This is a genomic window from Pseudomonas sp. FSL R10-2964 (assembly GCF_009600035.1).
GTDB lineage: Bacteria > Pseudomonadota > Gammaproteobacteria > Pseudomonadales > Pseudomonadaceae > Aquipseudomonas > Aquipseudomonas bubulae.
Map to the genome: position 1 here is coordinate 40,590 of NZ_WIWH01000020.1, position 22,586 is coordinate 63,175.

The window sequence follows — 22,586 nt, forward strand, 5'->3', positions numbered from 1 at the left end:
CTACAGCGCAGGTTCAATGCGCCGAAATCACAGGCCCTGATCCCAACCGCGCGCTACAGGGCATAGCGTCGCGGGTTGCGGGCCCGTTGAAATAGACAGACATCCTAGTCTGCTTCAAATAACGCCATCGCCTCGACATGCGCTGTTTGCGGGAACATGTCGAGGATTGCGGCACGTTTTAACCGGTAACCCTGTTTAATCAGTTCAACCGTGTCGCGCGCCAGGGTGGCCGGGTTGCACGACACATACACCAAACGTTTGGCACCCAGGCCAGACAACTTTCGTACCACTTCATAAGCGCCGTCGCGAGGCGGATCGAGCAGTACCGCATTGAAACCGGCTTTGGCCCAGGTTGCATCCACAAGCGGCTGCGACAAGTCGGCCTGAAAAAACACTGCATTATGCAGGCTGTTACTGACCGCGTTTTGCGCGGCGCGTTCGACCATGGTCGCAACACCTTCAACAGCCACGACTTCACGCGCTTTTTGTGCCAGTGGTAGAGCGAAGTTACCCAGCCCACAGAACAAGTCAAGAATCCGTTCGTCAGCTTGTGGCGCAAGCCACTTAATGGCTTGAGCAACCATCGCTTCGTTAACGCCGGCATTGACCTGGACAAAATCCCCGGGGCGATACGCCAGCTGCAAATCCCATGTTTCCAGACGATAGCCCAAGGCCCGGGTCAAATCGACCGGCTGCGGCTCGCCTTCGCCATGCAGCCACAATTGGGCGTTATGGGTAATGCAAAATGCCTCAAGGACCTGCATGTCGGCAGCGCTCAGCGGCGCCATATGGCGCAGCAAAACCGCAATCGCCGAGCCACTGAACAACTCCACGTGGCCCAGTGCCTTGGGGTTGCCCAGTTGACGCAACATGGCGGGCAGCCCGGTCATGATAGGTTGCAAAGCCTGTACCAGAACCAAACAGTGATCGATGGCGACGATGTCCTGGCTGCCAGCAGCACGGAAACCCACGTCCAGGTGCTTGGCCCGCGCATCCCAGCGCACGGCGATACGTGCCCGGCGGCGGTAGCCAAACTCGGGACCGGTCAGCGGCGCTGCCCACTCTTGAGGTTCGACACCGGCCACGCGGGACAGTTGCTCGGCGAGCATGCGCTGTTTCAGTGCAAGCTGCTCTTCATGGGGCAAATGCTGCACGCTGCAGCCGCCGCACTTGCCCGCATGGGCACAGGGTGCCTGGCGACGGATCTCGCTGGCCTTGAAAACACGCTCGGTACGGGCTTCAACGACCTTGCCATGGGCACCCAGCACCCGGGCTTCGACTTCTTCACCGGCCAGAGCCCCCGAAACAAACCAGGTACGCCCTTCAATAAAGGCAATACCGCGGCCGTCGTTGGCCAGGCGTTCGATATTCAAACGCTGTTTCTTGCCCGCAGGCACTTGCGCAGCCTTGGTGCCGCCAGCAGGCTGGAAGCGCAGGCCTCTCTCTTGCTTGGCCATCAGTTGGGCGCATCGTAAATGCCGGTCGACAGATAACGGTCGCCTCGGTCACAAATGATCGCGACCATCACCGCGTTTTCGACTTCCTGGTTCAGGCGCAGCATCGCTGCCACCGCTCCGCCCGAGGACACACCACAGAAAATGCCTTCTTCACGGGCCAGTCGGCGGGTGACGTCTTCGGCTTCGCGCTGGGCCATGTCGACGATGCGGTCTACGCGGTCGGCCTGGTAGATCTTGGGCAAGTACTCGGTCGGCCAGCGGCGGATGCCCGGAATGGCAGCGCCTTCCATCGGCTGCAAACCGACGATCTGCACGCACGGGTTTTGCTCCTTGAGGTAGCGCGACACGCCCATGATGGTACCGGTAGTACCCATCGAACTGATGAAGTGGGTGATGGTACCGTTGGTCTGACGCCAGATTTCCGGGCCCGTACCGGTGTAGTGAGCCTCGGGGTTGTCACCGTTGGCAAACTGGTCGAGCACCTTGCCCAGGCCCTGGGCCTGCATCTTGTCGGCCAGGTCGCGGGCGCCTTCCATGCCCTCTTCCTGACTGACCAGGATCAGCTCGGCACCGTAGGCGGTCATGGCAGCCTTGCGCTCGGCGCTGGAATTGTCGGGCATGATCAGGATCATCTTGTAGCCCTTGATCGCCGCGGCCATGGCCAGGGCAATCCCGGTATTGCCCGAGGTGGCTTCAATCAAGGTATCGCCAGCCTGGATCTGGCCGCGCGCTTCGGCGCGGGCAATCATCGACAGAGCCGGACGGTCCTTGACCGAGCCTGCAGGGTTGTTCCCTTCGAGCTTGAGCAACAAGGTGTTGGTAGTGTTTCCAGCCAGGCGCTGCAAGCGCACCAGTGGAGTGTTGCCGACGCAATCGGCGATAGTTGGGTACTGCAATGTCATGGCGTATTCGCAATCCAGACCGCGGGGTCGCACATCATACCGACAAACGCCGACAGCCCATATCACGCAAAGTACGGTGCTTATGGTTAAAGGCTATAAGCGCCGCAAGCCCATCACAATAATTCCTGTGGGAGCCGGGCTTGCCCGCGATTCTGACGCCGCGGTCTGTCAGGTAAAACGGACTGATACCATCGCGGGCAAGCCCGCTCCCACAGGGATGTATGTACAGCCGCGGCCTGAGCGTTTACGCGGCATGTCCGGCAAGCAAACGAACATGCACCCGCAACCCGCCGCCGTGGTTCTCTGCCCACAAACTGCCACCCTGCAGCCGCAGGGCATTGCGCGCAATACTCAGGCCCAGACCAAAGCCGCCATCGCCGGGACGCGAGCCATCAAGGCGGGTAAAAGGCGCAAAGATCCGCTCCAGTTCTTCAGGTGCCACACCTGCGCCCTGGTCATCGAGCCACAGGTGCCACATATTGCCTTCGCGCCGGCCATCAAGGCTGACGATACCCTCGGGTGGAGAATGGCGAATGGCATTGCGCAGGATATTTTCCATGGCTTGAGCCAGGCTGTTGAGATGCCCGCGCACCCAGCAATGCTCATCCACCAGACAAGGCAGTCGCGATTGCGGCCAGCCACTTTCAAAGCGGGCGTTTTCGGTGAGCATCTCCCACAGCGCCTGCACCTGAATGTCTTCCACCGGCAGCGGCCCGCGCTCGGCATCCAGCCAGGCCAGTTGCAAGGTGTCTTCGACCAGCCGTTGCATGCCGTCGACTTCACGGCCCAGGCGCTCACGCAAGGCCTCGCCCCCCTGCTCGCTGTCACAGGCTACCCGCAAACGGCTCAAGGGCGTGCGCAGCTCATGGGACAAGTCGCGGAGCAATTGCTGCTGTTGCGAGACCGTACTCTGCAAGCGCTCGGACATCTGATCGAACGCCCGCGCCAGCTCACCCAGTTCGTCCTGGCGGCTGGTGATCTGGCTCGATAGCCGCGCCCCCAGTTGATCAGCCCGCCAGGCATTGGCCTGTTCGCGAAGATGGTTAAGCGGCACGATCAGCACGCGGTACAGGCCCACGCACAGCAACAGGCTCAGCAAGCCAGGAATTACGCCGTTGGTGACAATCCGCCAGATCACCTGGGAGCGCCCGGGCATAAAGCGTTGCGGCAACTCGATCACCAGGCTGCCCGCCGACGGGTCGCGGGGAAAGGGCACCTTTATCCATGGCCGCGCCGTCTTGATATGGCTGATGGGCCAGTCCAGGCCGCGCAAAAAGGTCAGCCGCTCACTTTCTCGATCACTCAGCGGGTAGCTGCTCAGCGACTGCAGGTCCTGACCAATCACCCCGACCCAGCCCGGCTCCCTGTGCCCCATGCCCTGCAACCACTGGTCGACGCCGGCTTGCTGAGCGCTCTCCCAGGCGCGCTCGGCCTCACCGGCATAGCGCACCAGGGTGCCGTGGGCCTGCTCGGACAAAAAGCCGGTGCGCTTGTCCATATAGCGACCCCAGGACCAACTGAGCCAGATCATCAGCAAGCAGAAAACCACCAGCAAACACGCCAGCTTCCAGAACACCGAATTCTTGCCGGGCACCTTACGGGGCATCGCTGGCACTAAGGACATAGCCCTTGCCCCACACCGTGCGTACTTCATGCTGGTAATAGCCGATAGTTTTGAGCTTTCGCCGGATCTGGCTGATATGCATGTCCAGGCTGCGGTCATGGGCTGCATAGCCGCGCTGCAAGACCTGCTGATAGAGAAAGGCCTTGCTCAACACTTCGTCGGCATTGCGCTGCAGGGTATCGAGCAGACGGAACTCGCTGCGGGTCAACCCGGCCCATTGCTCGCCCCGGCGCACATCGCACGCCTCGTCGTCGAACAGCAAACCGCTCTCGGCCGGTGGCAGTTCCTGCACCGTTGGGGCGCCAGGCATGCGATCCAGGGCCACGCGACGCAAGATGGCCTGGATGCGCACCCGCAGTTCGGCCATGCTGAACGGCTTGGGCAGATAATCATCGGCGCCCAGCTGGAAACCGCTGATACGGTCGGCCTCGGCACCCAGCGCCGACATCAGGATCACCGGCAAGGCGTGGGTCTGGCGCAGTTGCGTCAGCACCTGCAAGCCATTCATGCCGGGCAGCAGGATATCCATCAGCACCACGTCAAAGTGCTCCTGGCGGGCACGGGCCAGACCTTCCAGGCCATTCTGGCACCAGATAACGTCAAACCCGCAACGCCCCAGCTGCTCGTGCAGATAGGCGCCCAGAACGGGGTCGTCTTCAATGGTCAGTAGGCGCGAGGGGCTAACAGCTACGGGATTCATTAGCGTCTGCAAGTAATTCTCAATCGGCGATTATTCAAGATTGAGCCCCTGCGGGCAACCGGCACGGGCTTTACCCCGTCTGATAAACCGAAATTGATGGCAAATTTTCAAAGATTTGCCGGGCACCATATGGCTACACTGCCACCTGATCCGGGCGGGAAGCCCGGATCACTCTTAAAAGAATGCAGGGCTGGAGAGTTGTGTGCTTAAAAACCTCGGTATCAAAGGCCGCGTATTGCTGTTAACGCTATTGCCCGTCAGTTTGATGGCAAGCGTGCTCGGCGGCTATTTCACCTGGCTGCAACAGTCCGAACTGCAATCGCAACTGTTGCAGCGCGGGGAAATGATCGCCGAACAACTCGCCCCCCTGGTCGCCCCCGCCATGGGGCGCCACGACACCGCATTGCTGGCCCGTATCGCCACCGAATCTCTGGAACAACAGGATGTGCGCGCCGTGGCGTTCCTCAACGCCAACCACGAACCGCTGGCCCATGCCGGGCCGATCATGCTCAATCAGGCTCCACTGGGCAGCAGTACCCATCTGCAACAGCGCACCGACAACGATGCCACGCGCTATTTATTGCCCGTATTTGGCCGCCATCGCAACCTGGCCGGGGATGTGATCCCTAACGAAGCCCATCGCCTGCTGGGCTGGGTCGAACTGGAGCTGTCCCATAACGGCATGCTGCTGCGCAGCTATCGCAACCTGTTTGCCAGCCTGTTGCTGATCGTCACCGGGCTGGTGCTGACCACCCTGCTGGCCTTGCGCATGAGCCGCACCATCAACGCACCGCTGGGGCAAATCAAACAAGCCGTGGCCCAGCTCAAGGACGGGCATCTGGAAACCCGCCTGCCGCCACTGGGCAGCCACGAACTTGACGAACTGGCCTCGGGCATCAACCGCATGGCCGAAACCCTGCACAATGCCCAGGAAGAACTGCAGCACAGCGTCGACCAGGCCACCGAAGACGTACGCCAGAATCTCGAAACCATCGAAATCCAGAACCTTGAACTCGATCTGGCCCGCAAGGAAGCCCTGGAGGCCAGCCGTATAAAGTCCGAGTTTCTGGCCAACATGAGCCACGAAATCCGCACCCCGCTCAACGGTATCCTCGGTTTTACCCACCTGCTGCAAAAAAGCGAGTTGACCCCGCGCCAGTTCGACTACCTGAACACCATCGAAAAATCGGCCGACAACCTGCTGGGCATCATTAACGAGATTCTCGATTTTTCGAAAATCGAAGCCGGCAAGCTGGTGCTCGACAGCATTCCGTTCAATTTGCGCGACCTGCTGCAGGACACCCTGACCATCCTCGCCCCTTCGGCCCACGACAAGGGCCTGGAACTGGTCAGCCTGGTGTATCGCGACACCCCGCTGTCGCTGATCGGCGACCCGCTGCGGCTCAAGCAAATCTTCACCAACCTGATCAACAACGCCATCAAGTTCACCCGCGAGGGCACCATCGCGGTGCGGGCCATGCTTGAAGACCAGGACGAAAATGAAACCGACGGCAGTGTGCAACTGCGCATCAGCGTGCAGGACACCGGTATCGGCCTGACCGCCCAGGATATCCGCGCCCTGTTCCAGGCTTTCAGCCAGGCTGACAACTCACTGTCTCGCCAGCCCGGCGGCACCGGGTTGGGGCTGGTGATATCCAAGCGACTGGTCGAACAGATGGGCGGCGAAATCGGCGTTGAAAGCACCCCTGGCGAAGGCTCGGTATTCTGGATCAGCGTCAGGCTGCCCAAGGCTCGCGATGATGTCGAAGACTTGCCCGGCGCGCCGCTGCTGGGCCGGCGCGTAGCCATCCTGGAAAAACACGACCTGGCCCGCCAGGCCCTGCACCATCAACTGGAAGACTGCGGCCTGGAAGTCACGCCCTGCACTACTCTGGAAAACCTCACCAATTGTGTGACCGGCGCTCACCAGACCGCCCAGGCTATTGGTCTGGCAGTTCTGGGCGTAACGGCCAATGACACCCCGCCAGAGCGTCTCAACCAGCACATCTGGGATCTCGAGCACCTGGGTTGCAAGGTACTGGTTCTGTGCCCGACCACCGAGCAGGGCCTGTTCAACGCGGTGGTGGACAACCCCCACAGCCAGCTCCAGGCCAAACCCGCCTGCACCCGCAAACTGCGTCGGGCCCTGGCCGACCTGGTCAGCCCGCGACAAACCCGCAGCGAACCCGGCGAACCGCTGGCCAGCCGCGCGCCGCGCATTCTGTGTGTGGATGACAACCCGGCCAATCTGCTGCTGGTGCAAACCCTGCTTGAAGGCATGGGCGCCAAGGTGACTGCAGCGGACAGCGGTTATGCCGCCATTGATGCGGTCAAGGCACACGATTTCGATCTGGTGCTGATGGATGTGCAAATGCCCGGCATGGACGGGCGCGAGACCACCGAAGTCCTGCGCCAGTGGGAAAGCGAGCGCCACTGTACGCCGCTGCCGATCGTTGCGCTCACAGCCCACGCCATGGCCAACGAAAAACGCGCCTTGCTGCAAAGCGGCATGGACGACTACCTGACCAAACCGATCAGCGAACGGCAGTTGGCCCAAGTGATGTTGAAGTGGACGGGCTTGGCCTTGCGCAATCAGGCCAGCGAAAACTCGCACGAACCGACCCGTCACACCACGCAATTGCTCGTCCTCGACCACGATGAGGGGCTGCGACTGGCGGCAGGCAAGGCGGACCTGGCCATCGACATGCTGGCCATGCTGCTGGCTTCGCTGGAAGCCGACCGCGACGCTATCCGCCAGGCCCGTGAGGCCAGAGACAACAACGCATTGATCGAGCGCGTCCACCGCTTGCACGGCGCAACCCGTTACTGCGGCGTACCGCAATTGCGTGCGGCCTGCCAGCGCAGCGAGACCCTGCTCAAGCAGGCAAGCCCCAACGCCGTCGCCGCCCTGGACGAGCTGGATCAGGCCATCACACGCCTGGCCAAAGAAGCACGCAGTACTGCATAGCAAAATCATCGTGTGGGAGCGGGCTTGCTCGCGATTCGGGCGGCGCGGTATGTCAGGTAAACCGCCGTGATGCCATCGCGAGCAAGCCCGCTCCCATAAAAGCCGATTTGTAGTTACAGACCAAGGAAGACCCCATGCGCACGATTCTTTTCAGCAGCCAGACCTACGACCGCGACAGTTTCATCGCGGCCGCACAAGACGACGGTAACGAGCTGCATTTCCAGCCCGCGCGCCTGACCCTGGACACCGTAGCACTGGCCCATGACTACGAAGTGATCTGTCCGTTTATCAACGACGACCTCAGCGCCCCGGTGCTGGAGCAACTGGCTGCTGGCCGCACCCGCCTGATCGCCCTGCGCTCGGCCGGCTACAACCATGTGGATCTGCCCGCCGCCAAACGCCTGGGCCTGAGTGTGGTGCGCGTCCCCGCGTACTCCCCCCACGCCGTCGCCGAACATGCCGTGGCCCTTATCCTGGCGCTCAACCGCCGCTTGCACCGCGCCTACAACCGCACCCGCGAAGGCGACTTCACTCTGCACGGGCTGACCGGTTTCGATCTGGTGGGCAAGACCGTGGGCGTGGTGGGCACCGGCCAGATCGGCGCCACATTCGGCAAGATCATGGCCGGTTTCGGCTGCAAGCTGCTGTGCTTCGACCCTTATCCAAACGCCGAACTGCTGGCGCTGGGCGCTCGCTACGTCAGCCTGCCCGAACTGCTGGCCGGTTCGCACATCATTTCCCTGCACTGCCCGTTGACCGCAGACAACAAGCACCTGATCAACGCCACCAGCCTGGCCACCCTCATGCACGGCGCCATGCTGATCAACACCGGACGGGGGGCGCTGGTCGACACGCCGGCGCTGATTGAGGCGCTGAAAAGTGGCCAATTGGGATATCTTGGGCTGGATGTGTACGAAGAAGAGGCCCAACTGTTCTTCGAGGACCGCTCCGACCTGCCCTTGCAGGATGACGTGCTGGCCCGGCTGCTGACCTTCCCCAATGTGATCATCACGGCCCATCAGGCGTTTCTGACCCGCGAGGCGTTGAATGCAATTGCCAGCACGACCCTGAGCAATATCGCGGCCTGGAGAAACGGTACGGCGCAAAACCTGATCGAAGGTTGAGTCTGGACTTTGATGCCTGCGTGCTAGCATAGCGACTTACTTGGAGGACCCATGGTCGAACACGATTTCCGCTACAGCCTGCTTAACCCGCAGCACACCCTGATTGAATGCCGCGCTCTGGCGCCGGGCCTGTATCAAGTCACCGGCAACGGCGGCTCGATTCAAGCCGGTGATGTGCTGATTGTGTCCCTCAAGGGCAGCAAGACCTTGTCCATGCGTTTGAGCGTCGACAAGGTGCGCCACCTGATCAACCCGCGTGGCCAGTGGGTTGCCGTCACCAAAGGGCCGGTGTTCGGTGAATTGGCGATTCATGAATGGCAGGTCAACTGCGATGCTTGCGCCAAAGAGCTGAAGTTCGAGTTCGCAGTCGACGCCAAACTCGGCACCAAGGCGCAAAAGCCCGCAGCCACGGCGCGGATTGCCGAGCTGGGCTGGAGCACTGAAGGCAGCAAGCACCTGTGCCCGCAATGCCAAAAGGCCGCGCAATGAAACGCTTGATCCTGCTGGCCGTGCTGGGCGCAAGCCTGACGGGGTGTGCGGGTGATCCGGTGAAGTTGCAGCAAAACCACACCTACGTGTTGGAGTGGATCGGCGAACGACCGCTGATCGACAACAGCCACCTGACCGTCACCCTGGACGATGCTGGTCGGGCCTATGGCAGTGGCGGTTGCAACCATTGGTTTGCACCTTACACCCTCGACGGCGACAAGCTGACCTTTGGTGGCGTAGGCAGCACCCGCAAGGCCTGTGCGCCGGCGTTGATGGAGCAGGAGCAGCGATTCTTCGAGGCCTTGCAGACCGTACAGCGCTGGGACATATCGCCGATCGAGCAGGTGCGATTCTGGCCTGAACAGGGCAAGCCTCTGCGGCTTTGGCCTGAAGAAGGCTGATACCGCGGCGCTTGAATCACGAGCAAGCCCGCTCCCACAGACTGGTGCCAGCCTGTGGGAGCGGGTTTGTTCGCGATGGCTTCGACTCAGGCCCCTCTCAATTCCTTGATCTTCGCCAACACACCGGCCGCGGTCTGCTCGCCCATCAACGTTGCCCGCACCTTGCCTTTCTCATCCAGGATATAAGTCACCGGCAAGGCTTCGCTGCGTGGCAAATCGAACACCTCCGCCGGATCCTGCGCCAGCACGGTAAAGGTGATGCCCAGCGCGGTACTCGCGTCGCTCAGCTCCTTGCCCTGCAAACCATCGTAGTTGACCCCGAACACTCCCACCGACTGCCCCTGCAGCTGTTTTTCCAGCGAGTTGAGTTCAGGAATCTCGATACGACACGGGCCACACCACTCGGCCCAGTAGTTGATGACCTTCCATTGCTTGTCCAGACGCTCCGAGGCGATCTTCTGTCCGTGCTGATCGACCCCATAATCATTTCCGCAGCCGGCCAGCAATAATGTGGCGCAGACGGTAACTGCTGCCATGAGTCGCTTAAACATGCGTTGATCCTTCCCGGTAAATACATACAAAAATACATCAGCGAGCGGCCATTTACCGCATACGGTTCAGGCGCGCCCGTCAGGCAGGTAGAATAGCCGCCACCTTACGCAAGATGCGACCCGCACATGACCGATCTGACGCTTTATCACAACCCGCGCTGCTCGAAATCCCGCGGTGCGCTCGAACTCCTCGAAGCCCGCGGCCTGACCCCTACCGTGGTGCGCTACCTCGAAACGCCGCTGAGCGCCGCCCAACTGCGCGACCTGCTGGCCAAGCTGAACATCAGCGCACGGCAATTGCTGCGCAGCGGCGAAGACGAGTACAAGGCCCTCAACCTGGCAGACAGCGGTCTCACTGACGCGCAGCTGATCGACGCCATGGCTGCACATCCCAAGTTGATCGAGCGGCCGATCCTGGTCGCAGGCGACAAAGCCGTGATTGGTCGCCCACCGGAAAAAGTCCTGGAGATCCTGTCGTGAGTGCGCCTTATATTCTGGTTCTGTTCTACAGCCGCAACGGTTCGACCAGCGAAATGGCCCGGCAAATTGCCCGAGGCATCGAACAGGGCGGCCTCGAGGCGCGCCTGCGCACAGTGCCGGCCATTTCTGCCGAATGTGAAGCCGTGGCCCCGGCCATTCCGGACGAAGGCGCGATGTACGCCAGCCTCGACGACCTGAAAAACTGCTCGGGGCTGGCCCTGGGCAGCCCGACGCGTTTCGGCAACATGGCCGCACCGCTCAAGTACTTCCTGGATGGCACCAGCAACCTGTGGCTGACCGGCGCGCTGGTGGGCAAGCCGGCCGGTGTGTTCACCTCCACTGCCAGCCTGCACGGCGGCCAGGAAAGTACCTTGCTGTCGATGCTGCTGCCACTGATGCACCACGGCATGCTGGTCACCGGGCTGCCCTACAGCGAATCGGCCCTACTGCACACCACGGCAGGCGGAACGCCCTATGGCCCGAGCCATCACGCAGGTGCCGACGGCAAGCGCGGGCTGGACGAGCACGAAATCGCCCTGTGCCGGGCCTTGGGTCAGCGTTTGGCCACCATTGCCCGCAAACTGGAGAGCAACCGTGGCTAAAAAGCCAAAAGTGCTGCCGCCCATCGAGTGGCTGCAGCCGCGGGTAAGGCTGATGCGGGTAGTGAGCCTGGCGTGCTTCTTTGGCCTGATCGCCCTGCTGTGTGTTTATTACCTGATGTTTGCCAACCTGCACGGCGCGCGCCCGTGGGTGATCCTGCTGATCGAACTGGTGCCCTTGATGTTTGTGGTACCCGGCATGCTGATGGGCAGCCCCCGTGGGCACTCGTTCACCTGCTATGTGGTCAACCTGTACCTGATCAAGGGCGCGCTGGCGGCATTCGACCCGAACCGCCAGGTGTTCGGCCTGCTGGAGATCGCCGCCAGCGTGGCGGTATTTGTCAGTGCATTGCTGTTTGTGCGCTGGCGCTACCAACTGGATCGACGCCTGAGCGGCGAGTGATGCAGCTGTTGTGGGAGCGGGCTTGCTCGCGAACGGCCTTCGCGAGCAGGCTCGCTCCCACAATTGAAGTTGCTCGGCGGCTTAGTGATTCACCGTAAACGCCAGCATCTGTGACAGCTGGCACATCGGCCGGCCACTTTCGGCGTGCCACTGGTTGAAGGCGTTCTGCACAATCGCCAGGTCACGCAGGCTGGTGGGTGCCTTGTCCACCAGCTTCTGCGCGTTCAGCGCGGCCACCACGTCATAACTTGGCACAAAGGTGTCCTTGCCAACCATGCGTAAAAAGCGTGGAGCCGACAAACCACCCAACTGATGCCCATGCTTGGCCAGGTACTTCCACAAACCGACGATATCAGTCACTGGCCACTGGGCGATAAACGCGCCAAAACTGCCGTACTCGTGGGCAATGTCGAGCACCATCTGGGCATTGCGTGGCACGCTTTTAAGCTTGCCCAGATGGCGAATGATCCGCGCATCCTGCATCAACCGCTCCAGATGCTCGGCGCCCATCAGCACGACTTTCTCCGGGTCGAAACCGAAAAAAACCTCTTCAAATACCGGCCACTTGGCATCAACCACACTGTGTTTGAGCCCGGCACGGAACACCCGCAGGGCCAGGGTCGACAGGTAGCGATCATCGCTGATATGGCGCAACTGTTCCGCAGTTCTCGGGACAGGCAATTGGGCTTCAAGTGCGGCTGACGAACCAAAGCGGTTCAGACAGTATTCGTGCAGCCATTTGTAGTCGCGCATGCCCTCTCCTCTCGGCAATTTACAGATTGAGCAGGTTGACGAAACGCGGCGTTGCGCTTTCGTCGATCTTCAGGCTCGCGAAATCAAACAGGTTACGGTCCGCCAACTGAGACGGGATCACGTTCTGCAGGCTGCGAAAGATACTCTCGGTGCGGCCCGGCGTCTTGCGGTCCCACTCCTGGAGCATGTCCTTGACCACCTGGCGCTGCAGGTTCTCCTGGGAGCCACAGAGGTTGCACGGGATGATCGGGAACTGCTGCCAGTCGGAATAGGCCTGGATATCCTTCTCGTTGCAGTACGCCAGCGGACGAATCACCACATTGCGCCCGTCATCGGAGCGCAGCTTGGGCGGCATCGCCTTGAGGCTGCCATTGAAGAACATGTTGAGGAAGAAGGTTTCGACGATATCATCGCGATGATGCCCAAGTGCCATCTTGGTCGCACCGATTTCATCGGCAAAGGTGTACAGGGTGCCGCGACGCAGGCGCGAACACAGCGAGCAGGTGGTCTTGCCTTCGGGGATCAGCTCCTTGACCACCGAGTAAGTGTCTTTTTCAACGATGTGGTATTCCACACCCAGCGACTTGAGATAAGCCGGCAGCACGTCCTCGGGGAAACCCGGCTGCTTCTGGTCCATGTTCACGGCCACGATCTCGAACTGGATCGGCGCGACTTTCTGCAGGTGCAGCAACACATCAAGCAGGGTGTAGCTGTCCTTGCCGCCCGACAGGCAGACCATCACCTTGTCGCCATGCTCGATCATGTTGAAATCGGCAATTGCCTCACCGGTCAATCGACGCAGGCGTTTCTGGAGTTTGATTTGAGAGACCGAGTGAGTGCCCATAGCGCTTCAATTCCGCGAGTTAAGACCAAAAGCCGGGGATTTTACCGAAAAATACCCGGTCAACGAACCCCTTGCCTGCCTAAAGACGCCAATGCGATAAGACCGCCTTTGACAGCACAATAAGCTCTAAGGAGCCGAGGTTATGGGGCGGCAGGTTTCCTATACTTGTCATCAAGGCCGCACGCCTGTCTGCTTCTCAATACGTTCTGGCTGCGCGACCGGCACGCGTCCCACTGGGGGCGATGCGTCTTATACAGGAGCGACAGCCATGATCCATCACGTTGTGGGCCTTTTCACCCACCCCGATAAAGAGTGGCGCGAAATCCGTGGTGATGCCGAAGAAAGCATCGGCCATATGTATTTCACGCACACGTTAATTCTGGCAGCGATTCCGGCCATTTCTGCATTTATTGGCACTACCCAGGTGGGCTGGGTAATCGGTAACCGCGCCCCGGTGATGCTGACTCTGGACAGCGCCCTGTGGATGACCCTGCTGTCCTACGCCGCCATGCTGGTAGGCGTGGCCGTGATGGGCGCATTCATTCACTGGATGGCCCGTACCTACGATGCACAACCCAGCCTGCCGCGATGCGTGGCCTTTGCCACCTACACGGCCACACCGTTGTTTATCGGCGGGCTGGCGGCGCTGTATCCGCATATGTGGCTGGGCATGATGGTGGGCACCGCTGCCATTTGCTACACGGTGTACCTGCTGTACGTGGGCCTGCCTACCTTTATGAGCATCGACCCGGACGAAGGCTTCCTGTTTTCCAGCTCGGTGCTGGCGGTGGGCCTGGTGGTGCTGGTGGCGATCATGGCCTTCACCGTGATCGTCTGGGGCCTGGGCGTCGGGCCGATCTACACCAACTAGGCCACAACCCGTGGAAGCGAACCTGCTCGTGATTGCTGTTCGCGATCAGGCTCGCTTCCACGGGCTCATGAAGACCATTGGGCGCCAACAGGTTCGCAACCCCAGCGCTTGCGGCATAATCGCCGGCTCTGGAGAACCGAACCGCATGCCCGAGCTGCTCAATACCCGCGTCGAAGACTGTTTCCAACAGGCCGAAGTGTTTTTCAAACGCCCCTTCAAACGCCCCGTCGTCAGTTTCAAACTGCGCGGGCAAAAAGCCGGGGTCGCCCATTTGCATGAAAACCTGCTGCGCTTCAACCCGCAGCTGTACCGTGAAAACAGCGAAGACTTCCTCAAGCAGACCGTCCCCCATGAAGTGGCGCACCTGGTTGCCCATCAACTGTTTGGCGAGCGCATCTCGCCCCACGGCGAAGAATGGCAATTAATCATGCGCGGGGTGTACGAACTGCCGCCCAATCGCTGTCATACCTACGCCATCAAGCGTCGCAGCGCCACCCGCTATATCTACCGTTGCCCCTGCCCTGACAGCGACTTCCCGTTCTCGGCCCAGCGTCACGCTTTGGTCAAACAAGGCCGCGGCTACCTGTGTCGACGCTGCCGTAACCCCCTGGTGTTCAGCGGCCTGACCCGGGTCGAATGAGCAGGCATAAAAAAACCCGTCCGAAGACGGGTTTTTTTATGCACTCAAACTTACTTGAGCAACACCGGGGCCGGGCCTTCAGCCACACCCAGATCATCTTGCGGACGGGTATCCTCCAGCGGACGGCCGCCAGAGTTCAGCTCGGTTTGCAGGGTGTCGGTGTCCAGTTCCTTGACCCACTTGGCCACCACCAGGGTTGCTACCGCGTTACCGATCAGGTTGGTCAGGGCGCGGGCTTCGGACATGAAGCGGTCGATACCCAGGATCAGCGCCAGACCGGCTACCGGCAAGTGCCCTACAGCCGACAGGGTTGCCGCCAGTACGATAAAACCACTACCGGTGACGCCAGCAGCACCTTTGGACGACAGCAACAGCACCAGCAACAGAGTGATCTGATGGGTGATATCCATATGGGTGTCAGTCGCCTGGGCGATAAACACGGCCGCCATGGTCAGGTAGATCGAAGTACCGTCGAGGTTGAACGAGTAACCGGTCGGGATCACCAGACCCACTACCGATTTCTTCGCGCCCAGGCGCTCCATTTTCACCAGCATGCGTGGCAGGGCCGATTCCGACGAGGACGTACCCAGTACGATCAGCAGCTCTTCACGGATGTAGCGGATCAGCTTCAAAACGCTGAAACCGTGAGCGCGGGCAATACCGCCCAGCACGATCAGCACGAACAGCACGCAAGTGATGTAGAAGCAGATCATCAACTGACCCAGCTGAACCAGCGAGCCTACGCCGTAAGCGCCGATGGTGAAGGCCATCGCGCCCAGCGCACCGAGGGGTGCCAGCTTCATGATCATGTTGATGATATTGAACATCACGTGAGCGAAGCGATCGATAAAGTCCAGTACCGGCTTGCCGTAGGCACCCAGGCGATGCAGGGCGAAACCGAAAATCACCGAGAACATCAGCACTTGCAGGATATCGCCATTGGCGAAGGCGCCAACAATGGTCGACGGGATCACGTTGAGGATAAAGCCTACGATGCTCTGGTCTGCACCTGCCGACACGTAACCGGCAATTTTGCTGGCATCCAGGGTCGACACGTCAATATGCATGCCTGCGCCAGGCTGAACCACGTTAACCACAACCAGGCCGATCAGCAGCGCGATAGTCGACACGACTTCGAAGTAGAGCAAGGCATAGCCGCCGGTTTTGCCGACCGATTTCATGCTCTGCATGCCGGCAATACCGCTCACCACCGTACAGAAAATAATGGGCGCGATGACCATCTTGATCAGTTTGATAAAGCCATCACCCAACGGCTTGAGGGCAACACCGGTTTCCGGGTAGTAATGGCCCAACAAGATACCGATAGCGATCGCTACGATTACTTGCACATACAGGGATTTGTACAGTGGCTGACGAGTCGTCATTGCAAAGTTCCTCAAGTGCATCACTCAATCATCATTCCGTCTGAGACTGGTGACACCTAAAGCGCGAACCCTCCTGTACTTGGAGGGATTTGTTTTTGGGGCTGCTCTTACGGCAGCCCTCTCGCACTTATTGCAAGCCGTGGGCCACATTGCGCAAATGCCGCGCAATAGCCCATGGCGCCTGAGTTTGAAGGAAAATTCTTATATATTTTGCAGGTCAGGGTTTGGCGGGATTCCGCCCATTGGGCGTGTTGAAACGCAGAAGGTGGCGGATATCCGCCTGAACCCCACGTACTCCCGTAGCAGCTACCAGGGTTCGTCGATTAGCCCGCCGGGAAATAAATCCTGAACGCCGCGCCGCCCAACGAGGAATCTTCCAGGGTCAAGGTGGCGTCATAGCTTTCAATGATGTCCTTGACCACCGCCAGACCAATGCCCTGCCCCGGATGCTGGCGGTCAAGCCGTTCGCCGCGCTGCAGGATGCGCGCACGCTGATCCGGCGGCACTCCAGGACCGTCATCTTCGACGCAGACCTCAATGCCGTGAACGTTACGGTGCAGGCTGATACGTACCTGGCTCAAGCACAGCCTGTAGGCGTTTTCCAGCAAGTTGCCCAGTAATTCCAACAAGGCATTCTGCTCGATCGGCACATGGCTCAGCTCAGGGATGTCATAGCTGACCTTGACCCCCTTGTCGCGATAGACCTTGTCCAGCGTATTGCACAAGCTCTGTACCACCGGCAGCAGTTCGACCTGGTGACGTACCAGACCACTCTTGCGCAAGCTGGCACGCTGCAACTGATAGCCGATTTGCTGGTTCATGCGCTCGATCTGGCTTTGCAGGACCCAGGCCTGTTCACGGTCAGCCGGGCGCTGGGCCATGCTTTCGCTCACGCCCTGCAATACCGCCAGCGGGGTTTTCAGGCTGTGGGCCAGGTCATCAAGAGAATCGCGATAACGTGAGCGCTGTTCGCGCTCGCTTTGCAGCAAGCGGTTCAACGAGCCGGTCAGGCGCAGCAGCTCACGCGGGTGCTGCTCGCTGAGGCTGTCGCGCTCGCCGGTTTCGATTTCATCCAGTTCCTGACTCAAACGTCGCAAGGCACGTAACCCCCACGTCAGACCAATCCATAGCAATGCCAGCAGCACAATCAAAGCTGCGCCGAACCCCAGATAAAGATTTTCCCGCAGGCCTTCCAGTGTGCGGTTGTATTCGCGCATCGGTTGCAGGGCGACAAAGCTGAAGGCAGCACTTTTGCCACCGAGCAACTTGACCTCTACGTCGTAGACAAAAAACTCTTCGCCGTTATCTTCGCGAATACTTGCAAACTCGTTGCCGCGCCCGTCATAGCGCGGCCGGTAATTGATGGTTTCTTCCTGAGTGGCCCGCGAGCGCCACACCAGGTGCCCGTCGCGGTCATAGATATAACCCAGCAGGCGACTGTCCGGCAGATCGAACTGCTCATCGGGCAGCAACGCCGGCATCTTGAGGCGGTTCTTTTCCATCTTTGCCGCTGAAATCAGCGTGGTGACATCTGACGCCAGGCGCTGCTCTATGGCGTCCTTGAGCGCCAGACTGAACGCTCCCTGCATCGCCGGCAACAGCGCCAGCATAAACAACACGGCCAACAGGGTTGCCGCCAGCATCAATCGAACGCGAAGCGAACGAATCATCGGCAGCGCTCAGTAAACAAGTACCCCAGGCCGCGCACCGTATCGATTGGCTTAAAGCCGTTTGCCCCCTCCAGCTTGCGTCGCAGGCGCCCGACCAGCACCTCGATCACATTCGGATCACGCTCCTCGTCATCCGGGTACAGCTGTTCCATCAGTCGGTCCTTGGCCACCACTTGCTGGTGATGGCGCATCAGGTATTCAAGAATCCGGTATTCATAAGCGGTCAGCGCCAGCGGCTCGCCGTCGAGCACCGCCTGCTTGCGGTTGATGTCCAGCACCAGCGCCCCCGCCACTATCGTCGGCTGGGTAAAGCCACTGGAGCGGCGCAGCAAGGCATTGAGCCGCGCATCCAGCTCTTCGAACTGAAAGGGCTTGACCACATAGTCGTCAGCGCCCGCTGCCAGCCCTTCGACCTTGTCCTGCCAATTGCCACGGGCGGTGAGAATCAGGATCGGAAACGTCTTGCCCCGGGCACGCAACTGGCGAATCAGTTCCAGGCCACCGAGCCCCGGCAAACCCAGGTCAATCATCGCCAGGTCATGATTGAACTGTTCGGTCTGGTACAGCGCCTCTTCGGCATTGGCCACCGCTTCGACCACATGGCCACTTTCTGTCAGACGGGTTTGCAAGTGATGGCGCAGCAACGCCTCATCTTCAACCACCAGCAATTTCATCGCGCTCTCCCAAGCCAATCCGCGTCTCGAAGGACGTGTGTCCCATACAGCCTAGCCACACAGTAAGTTGTGTGCCCTGAACATACTCTGAACAATTGCACAGCCGGGCCAAGCCCCGGCACAATGCCCGGCATGAACCGACTCCCCGCCCTGCCTGCCTGCTGCACGCCATTGCGTGACGACTGGCCCTTGCCAGAGGTCCTGCCCGCCAGTGTGTGGCTGAGCACAGACTTTATCCCGGCACAGCTTGAAGACGACGACTTTGCCCGCAGTGCAATCGATATGCCTGCGAGTATTCAACGCTCAGTGGCCAAACGCCAAGCCGAATTTCTGGCCGGGCGCCTGTGCGCCCGCGCAGCGCTGCGGCAACTGGATGGCACTTGCGTGGCTCCCGCCCTGGGTGAAGACCGCGCGCCCGTGTGGCCAGACCATATCAGCGGCGCCATCACCCACAGCAACGGCCGCGCCGGGGCACTGGTAGCCTTTAAACGTGACTGGCAGGCCCTGGGCATCGACCTGGAAACCCTGCTCAGTCTCGAACGCGCCAGGCGCCTGGCCAAGGAAATCCTTACTCCCGATGAGCTTGTGCGTATGGCCGCCGGGCCTGCAGATCAGATTGCGCTGCTGGTCACCTTGACGTTTTCGGTCAAGGAAAGCCTGTTCAAGGCGCTATACCCGCTGGTGCAAAAACGCTTCTACTTTGAACACGCCGAAGTGTTGAACTGGACCCCCCAAGGGCATGTACGCCTGCGCCTGCTCACCGACTTGTCACCTGAGTGGCAACATGGCAGTGAGCTGGATGCGCAGTTTTGCCTGCTGGACGGGCAACTGCTCAGCGTGGTGGCGATAAAAGCCTGACCCCGTTGCCCTGTGGCCGCGGGATACGCCCGCCATGCTATCGTGCGCGCCCCTGTTCGAACGGTTTGCCACCATGCCTGTGACGTCTCGCGCCCTGCGTCTGGCGCTGTATTGCCTGTTGATCCTGGCCGGAGCCATTCTGGCTGGCGGCTGGGCGATGCGTCAGGCCAAACAGCACGCACTGGAAGAGAGCGCCAGGCGCGGGCCTGAACAATTGAGCCTGTATGCCAATTCGCTGTACACGGTGATCGAACGCTATCGCGCCCTGCCAGCCGTACTGGCACTGGACCCGGAGTTGTCGGACGCACTGGCGCACCCCATGACGCCACAGGTGCAGGCGCTGCTCAACCGCAAGCTGGAACGTATCAACGGTGCAGCACAATCTTCGACACTGGAGTTGCTCGACAGCACCGGCCTGGCAGTAGCCGCCAGCAACTGGAACACGTCCAATAGTTACGTCGGTCACAACTACGCGTTCCGCCCGTATTTCAGCCAGACACGCAGCCAGGGTACCGGCAGCTTTTATGCCGTGGGCGTAACCAGCGGCATACCGGGTTACTTTATGTCCAGCGCGGTACAGGGTGCCGACGGCCGGTTTCTGGGCGCCATGGTGGTCAAACTGGAGTTTCCGGAACTGGAGCGCGAGTGGAGCCACGGCAGCGACACGCTGCTGGTCAGTGACAACCGGGGCATTGTATTTATTGCCAATCAGCCCGGCTGGCGCTATCGCCACCTGCGCGAGCTGAACGACCGCGACCGCAGCGCCATCAGCGTGACGCGACAATACGACAAGCAACCGCTAACGCTGATGACCTCGCAGACCTTGCACAGTTTTGGTGAAAACAGCTACCTGAGCCGCGTCAATGGCCCGCAGGGCCAGGCCGACTACCTGTGGGGCTCGCAACCCCTGAACATCGAGGGCTGGACGCTGCACTTGCTGCGTCGCCCGGCAATACCGGCCGAAGACAGCCGCAATGCCGCCCTGGCGGCAATCGGCCTGTGGCTGACGCTGGTATTTCTGGGGCTGTTTTTACTCCAGCGCTGGCGGCTCGCCCGTTTGCGCCAGCGCAATCGGGCAGAACTTGAACAACTGGTCGAGGCCCGTACCCGGGATCTGCGCACCGCCCAGGATGGCCTGGTGCAATCCGCCAAACTGGCGGCGCTGGGGCAAATGTCAGCGGCGCTGGCCCATGAAATCAACCAGCCCCTCACCGCCCAGCGCATGCAGCTGGCGACCTTGCGCCTGTTGCTCGATCACGGTCGTATCGATGACGCCTACAAAGCCCTGGAACCCCTGGAGCAGATGCTCACACGTATGGCCGCCCTCACCGGCCACCTGAAAACCTACGCCAGGCAAAGCCCCAGCGGCCTGCGTGAAAAACTGGATCTGGCTAATGTGGTGGATCAGTCCCTGCAACTGCTGGAGCCGCGCCTGAAGGACGAACAGATCGACTTGCGCGTCAATCTGCAGCGTCCGGCCTGGGTGCGTGGCGACGCAATTCGCCTGGAGCAGGTACTGATCAACCTGCTGCGCAATGCCCTGGACGCCATGGGCGACAAACCGCGTAAACACCTTGAGATCCGTATCGAAGCCGACCAGCAACTGTGGCGCCTGACCGTCACTGACAGCGGCGGCGGAATTGCCGATGAATATTTGGGTAAAATTTTCGACCCGTTCTTCACCACCAAACCCGTGGGCGATGGATTAGGCTTGGGCCTGGCGGTGTCATACGCCATTGTTCATGAAGTCGGTGGTCGCCTGACTGCTTGCAATCACGTTGATGGCGCGCAATTCACGCTGACACTGCCCATCGCACAGGAATCTTGAGACATGCTCAACTCGGTGATCGTGGTCGATGATGAGGCCAGTATTCGCAATGCCGTCGAACAGTGGCTGAGCTTGAGCGGCTTTGACGTGCAGCTTTTCAACAACGCCGAAGACTGTCTGCACCGGTTGCCTGCGCATTTTGCCGGAGTGATTGTCAGCGATGTGCGCATGCCGGGCATGGGCGGCCTGGCCCTGCTGACCCGGTTGCAGCAACTGGACGCGGATTTGCCGGTGATCTTGCTGACCGGCCATGGCGATGTACCCATGGCCGTGGAGGCCATGCGTGATGGTGCCTACGACTTTCTGGAAAAGCCCTTCAGCCCCGAAGCCCTGCTCAGCAGCCTGCGCCGCGCGCTGGAAAAGCGCCAACTGGTACTGGAAAACCGCCGTTTGCATGAGCAGGCAGACCTGCGTGAGCAGATCGACGGGCGCCTGCTTGGGGTATCGCGCAGCTTGCAGACCTTGCGCCGTCAGGTCCTGGAACTGGCGCCTCTGCCCGTCAATGTGTTGATTCGCGGCGAGACCGGCAGCGGCAAGGAGCTGGTCGCCCGCTGCCTGCATGATTTTGGCCCACGTGCCGACAAGCCCTTTGTGGCCCTCAACTGCTCGGCAATCCCCGAGCAACTGTTTGAAGCCGAATTGTTCGGCCATGAAAGCGGCGCCTTTACCGGCGCCCAGGGCAAGCGCATCGGCAAGCTGGAGTACGCCGATGGTGGCACCTTGTTTCTGGATGAAATCGAAAGCATGCCACTGGCCCAGCAAGCCAAACTGCTGCGAGTGCTGCAGGAGCAAAAACTCGAGCGTCTGGGCTCCAACCAGAGCATCAACGTGAACTTGCGGGTGGTTGCCGCCACCAAACCCGACCTGCTCGACGAAGCCCGCGCCGGACGCTTTCGTGAAGACCTGGCCTATCGCCTGACCGTGGCCGAATTACGCCTGGCGCCGCTGCGTGAGCGGCGCGAGGATATTCCCTTGTTGTACGACGCCTTTTCACGCAATGCCGCTGAACGCCTGGGGCGCAGTGCACAAGTGCTGAGCGGCCCGCAGCTGTCGCGTCTGCTCAGCCATGCCTGGCCAGGCAATGTGCGCGAGCTGGCCAACGTAGCCGAGCGGGATGTGCTGGGTTTGGGCGAGCCGCAATTGCCCGACACCGACGCGGGGCAATCACTGGTGGCGCAACAGGAAGCCTTCGAGGCGCAGTGCCTGCGCGCGGCGCTGACCCGGCATAAAGGTGATATCAAGGCAGTGCTCAATGAGCTGCAGCTGCCGCGACGTACCCTGAATGAGAAAATGCAACGCCACGGGTTGGCGCGTGAAGCATTTTTAAGTGCCGAATAAACCACCCCCCTGGCCTTTCGGGAGAGG

General features: G+C 60.5%; 22 protein-coding genes. 12 read left to right on the plus strand and 10 right to left on the minus strand.

Going from position 1 to position 22,586, the window contains the following annotated elements; genetic code table 11:
- Positions 1-104: 104 nt before the first annotated feature.
- The 4 genes from rlmD to GHN92_RS13130 all read right to left on the minus strand — a co-directional run bounded on the left by rlmD (position 105) and on the right by GHN92_RS13130 (position 4,683).
- Positions 105-1,457, minus strand: coding sequence for a 23S rRNA (uracil(1939)-C(5))-methyltransferase RlmD (rlmD, locus tag GHN92_RS13115; protein WP_133144860.1), 1,353 nt, complete (start codon positions 1,455-1,457; stop codon positions 105-107).
- Positions 1,457-2,359, minus strand: coding sequence for a cysteine synthase CysM (gene cysM, locus GHN92_RS13120; RefSeq protein ID WP_133144859.1), 903 nt, complete (start codon positions 2,357-2,359; stop codon positions 1,457-1,459). The genes rlmD and cysM overlap by 1 nt, the downstream gene beginning before the upstream one ends.
- A gap of 244 nt (positions 2,360-2,603) precedes the next feature.
- A complete protein-coding gene (locus tag GHN92_RS13125) occupies positions 2,604-3,965 on the minus strand; it encodes a sensor histidine kinase (protein ID WP_153380352.1) in 1,362 nt (453 codons plus the stop codon).
- Entirely contained in the window at positions 3,955-4,683 is a 729-nt protein-coding gene (locus tag GHN92_RS13130; RefSeq protein WP_095019419.1) for a response regulator transcription factor, read from the minus strand. Before GHN92_RS13130 ends, GHN92_RS13125 begins: the two co-directional genes overlap by 11 nt.
- A 202-nt stretch (positions 4,684-4,885) precedes the next feature.
- On the opposite strand from GHN92_RS13130, the gene GHN92_RS13135 reads away from it, so the two are divergent.
- From GHN92_RS13135 to GHN92_RS13150, 4 genes are all read left to right on the plus strand, one after another.
- Positions 4,886-7,651, plus strand: a complete 2,766-nt coding sequence (locus GHN92_RS13135) for a response regulator (protein WP_178102631.1) — start codon at positions 4,886-4,888, stop codon at positions 7,649-7,651.
- A 134-nt stretch (positions 7,652-7,785) separates the two neighbouring features.
- Positions 7,786-8,775, plus strand: a complete 990-nt coding sequence (locus tag GHN92_RS13140) for a 2-hydroxyacid dehydrogenase (RefSeq protein ID WP_095003068.1) — start codon at positions 7,786-7,788, stop codon at positions 8,773-8,775.
- Positions 8,776-8,826: 51 nt separating this feature from the next.
- A complete protein-coding gene (locus GHN92_RS13145) occupies positions 8,827-9,264 on the plus strand; it encodes a hypothetical protein (RefSeq protein WP_095003067.1) in 438 nt (145 codons plus the stop codon).
- The gene (locus tag GHN92_RS13150) at positions 9,261-9,665 is read left to right on the plus strand and encodes an META domain-containing protein (protein ID WP_095003066.1); all 405 of its coding nucleotides are present in this window, start codon (positions 9,261-9,263) and stop codon (positions 9,663-9,665) included. The genes GHN92_RS13145 and GHN92_RS13150 overlap by 4 nt, the downstream gene beginning before the upstream one ends.
- A gap of 86 nt (positions 9,666-9,751) precedes the next feature.
- On the opposite strand, the gene GHN92_RS13155 is transcribed toward GHN92_RS13150, so the two are convergent.
- Positions 9,752-10,216, minus strand: a complete 465-nt coding sequence (locus tag GHN92_RS13155) for a TlpA disulfide reductase family protein (protein WP_095003065.1) — start codon at positions 10,214-10,216, stop codon at positions 9,752-9,754.
- 126 nt (positions 10,217-10,342) lie between these two features.
- On the opposite strand from GHN92_RS13155, the gene arsC reads away from it, so the two are divergent.
- Genes arsC through GHN92_RS13170 form a run of 3 tightly spaced genes read left to right on the plus strand, consistent with a single transcriptional unit; the run spans position 10,343 to position 11,698 of the window.
- The gene (gene arsC / locus GHN92_RS13160) at positions 10,343-10,696 is read left to right on the plus strand and encodes an arsenate reductase (glutaredoxin) (RefSeq protein WP_095019417.1); all 354 of its coding nucleotides are present in this window, start codon (positions 10,343-10,345) and stop codon (positions 10,694-10,696) included.
- Entirely contained in the window at positions 10,693-11,298 is a 606-nt protein-coding gene (wrbA, locus tag GHN92_RS13165) for an NAD(P)H:quinone oxidoreductase (protein ID WP_095003063.1), read from the plus strand. Before arsC ends, wrbA begins: the two co-directional genes overlap by 4 nt.
- A complete protein-coding gene (locus GHN92_RS13170; RefSeq protein WP_095003062.1) occupies positions 11,291-11,698 on the plus strand; it encodes a DUF2069 domain-containing protein in 408 nt (135 codons plus the stop codon). The genes wrbA and GHN92_RS13170 overlap by 8 nt, the downstream gene beginning before the upstream one ends.
- 81 nt (positions 11,699-11,779) lie before the next feature.
- Here the strand turns inward: GHN92_RS13170 and GHN92_RS13175 are convergent, their stop codons facing one another.
- Both GHN92_RS13175 and ttcA read right to left on the minus strand, forming a co-directional pair.
- A complete protein-coding gene (locus tag GHN92_RS13175; protein ID WP_095020929.1) occupies positions 11,780-12,451 on the minus strand; it encodes a DNA-3-methyladenine glycosylase I in 672 nt (223 codons plus the stop codon).
- A 19-nt stretch (positions 12,452-12,470) separates the two neighbouring features.
- On the minus strand, positions 12,471-13,295 hold the full coding sequence (ttcA, locus tag GHN92_RS13180; protein WP_095003060.1) for a tRNA 2-thiocytidine(32) synthetase TtcA: 825 nt from the start codon (positions 13,293-13,295) through the stop codon (positions 12,471-12,473).
- 268 nt (positions 13,296-13,563) lie between these two features.
- Between ttcA and GHN92_RS13185 the strand changes: the two genes are divergently transcribed.
- Both GHN92_RS13185 and GHN92_RS13190 read left to right on the plus strand, forming a co-directional pair.
- Positions 13,564-14,166 (plus strand): Yip1 family protein, encoded by a 603-nt coding sequence (locus GHN92_RS13185; RefSeq protein ID WP_095003059.1) that lies wholly within the window; start codon positions 13,564-13,566, stop codon positions 14,164-14,166.
- A gap of 145 nt (positions 14,167-14,311) precedes the next feature.
- Positions 14,312-14,806: a SprT family zinc-dependent metalloprotease gene (locus GHN92_RS13190; protein ID WP_095019416.1), complete on the plus strand. Its 495-nt coding sequence runs from the start codon at positions 14,312-14,314 to the stop codon at positions 14,804-14,806.
- Between the two features lie 50 nt (positions 14,807-14,856).
- Here GHN92_RS13190 and GHN92_RS13195 read toward each other — a convergent pair whose 3' ends face one another.
- From GHN92_RS13195 to GHN92_RS13205, 3 genes are all read right to left on the minus strand, one after another.
- Positions 14,857-16,191, minus strand: a complete 1,335-nt coding sequence (locus tag GHN92_RS13195; protein ID WP_095003057.1) for a dicarboxylate/amino acid:cation symporter — start codon at positions 16,189-16,191, stop codon at positions 14,857-14,859.
- A 323-nt stretch (positions 16,192-16,514) separates the two neighbouring features.
- Entirely contained in the window at positions 16,515-17,861 is a 1,347-nt protein-coding gene (locus GHN92_RS13200; protein WP_095019415.1) for an ATP-binding protein, read from the minus strand.
- On the minus strand, positions 17,858-18,535 hold the full coding sequence (locus tag GHN92_RS13205) for a response regulator (RefSeq protein ID WP_016779832.1): 678 nt from the start codon (positions 18,533-18,535) through the stop codon (positions 17,858-17,860). Before GHN92_RS13205 ends, GHN92_RS13200 begins: the two co-directional genes overlap by 4 nt.
- A 132-nt stretch (positions 18,536-18,667) precedes the next feature.
- On the opposite strand from GHN92_RS13205, the gene GHN92_RS13210 reads away from it, so the two are divergent.
- From GHN92_RS13210 to GHN92_RS13220, 3 genes are all read left to right on the plus strand, one after another.
- Complete coding sequence (locus GHN92_RS13210; protein WP_095024303.1) at positions 18,668-19,393, plus strand: 4'-phosphopantetheinyl transferase; 726 nt, start codon at positions 18,668-18,670, stop codon at positions 19,391-19,393.
- Between the two features lie 73 nt (positions 19,394-19,466).
- Entirely contained in the window at positions 19,467-21,221 is a 1,755-nt protein-coding gene (locus tag GHN92_RS13215; RefSeq protein WP_153380356.1) for an ATP-binding protein, read from the plus strand.
- A 3-nt stretch (positions 21,222-21,224) separates the two neighbouring features.
- Positions 21,225-22,559, plus strand: coding sequence for a sigma-54 dependent transcriptional regulator (locus tag GHN92_RS13220; protein WP_095019414.1), 1,335 nt, complete (start codon positions 21,225-21,227; stop codon positions 22,557-22,559).
- The last annotated feature ends 27 nt before the right edge of the window (positions 22,560-22,586 follow it).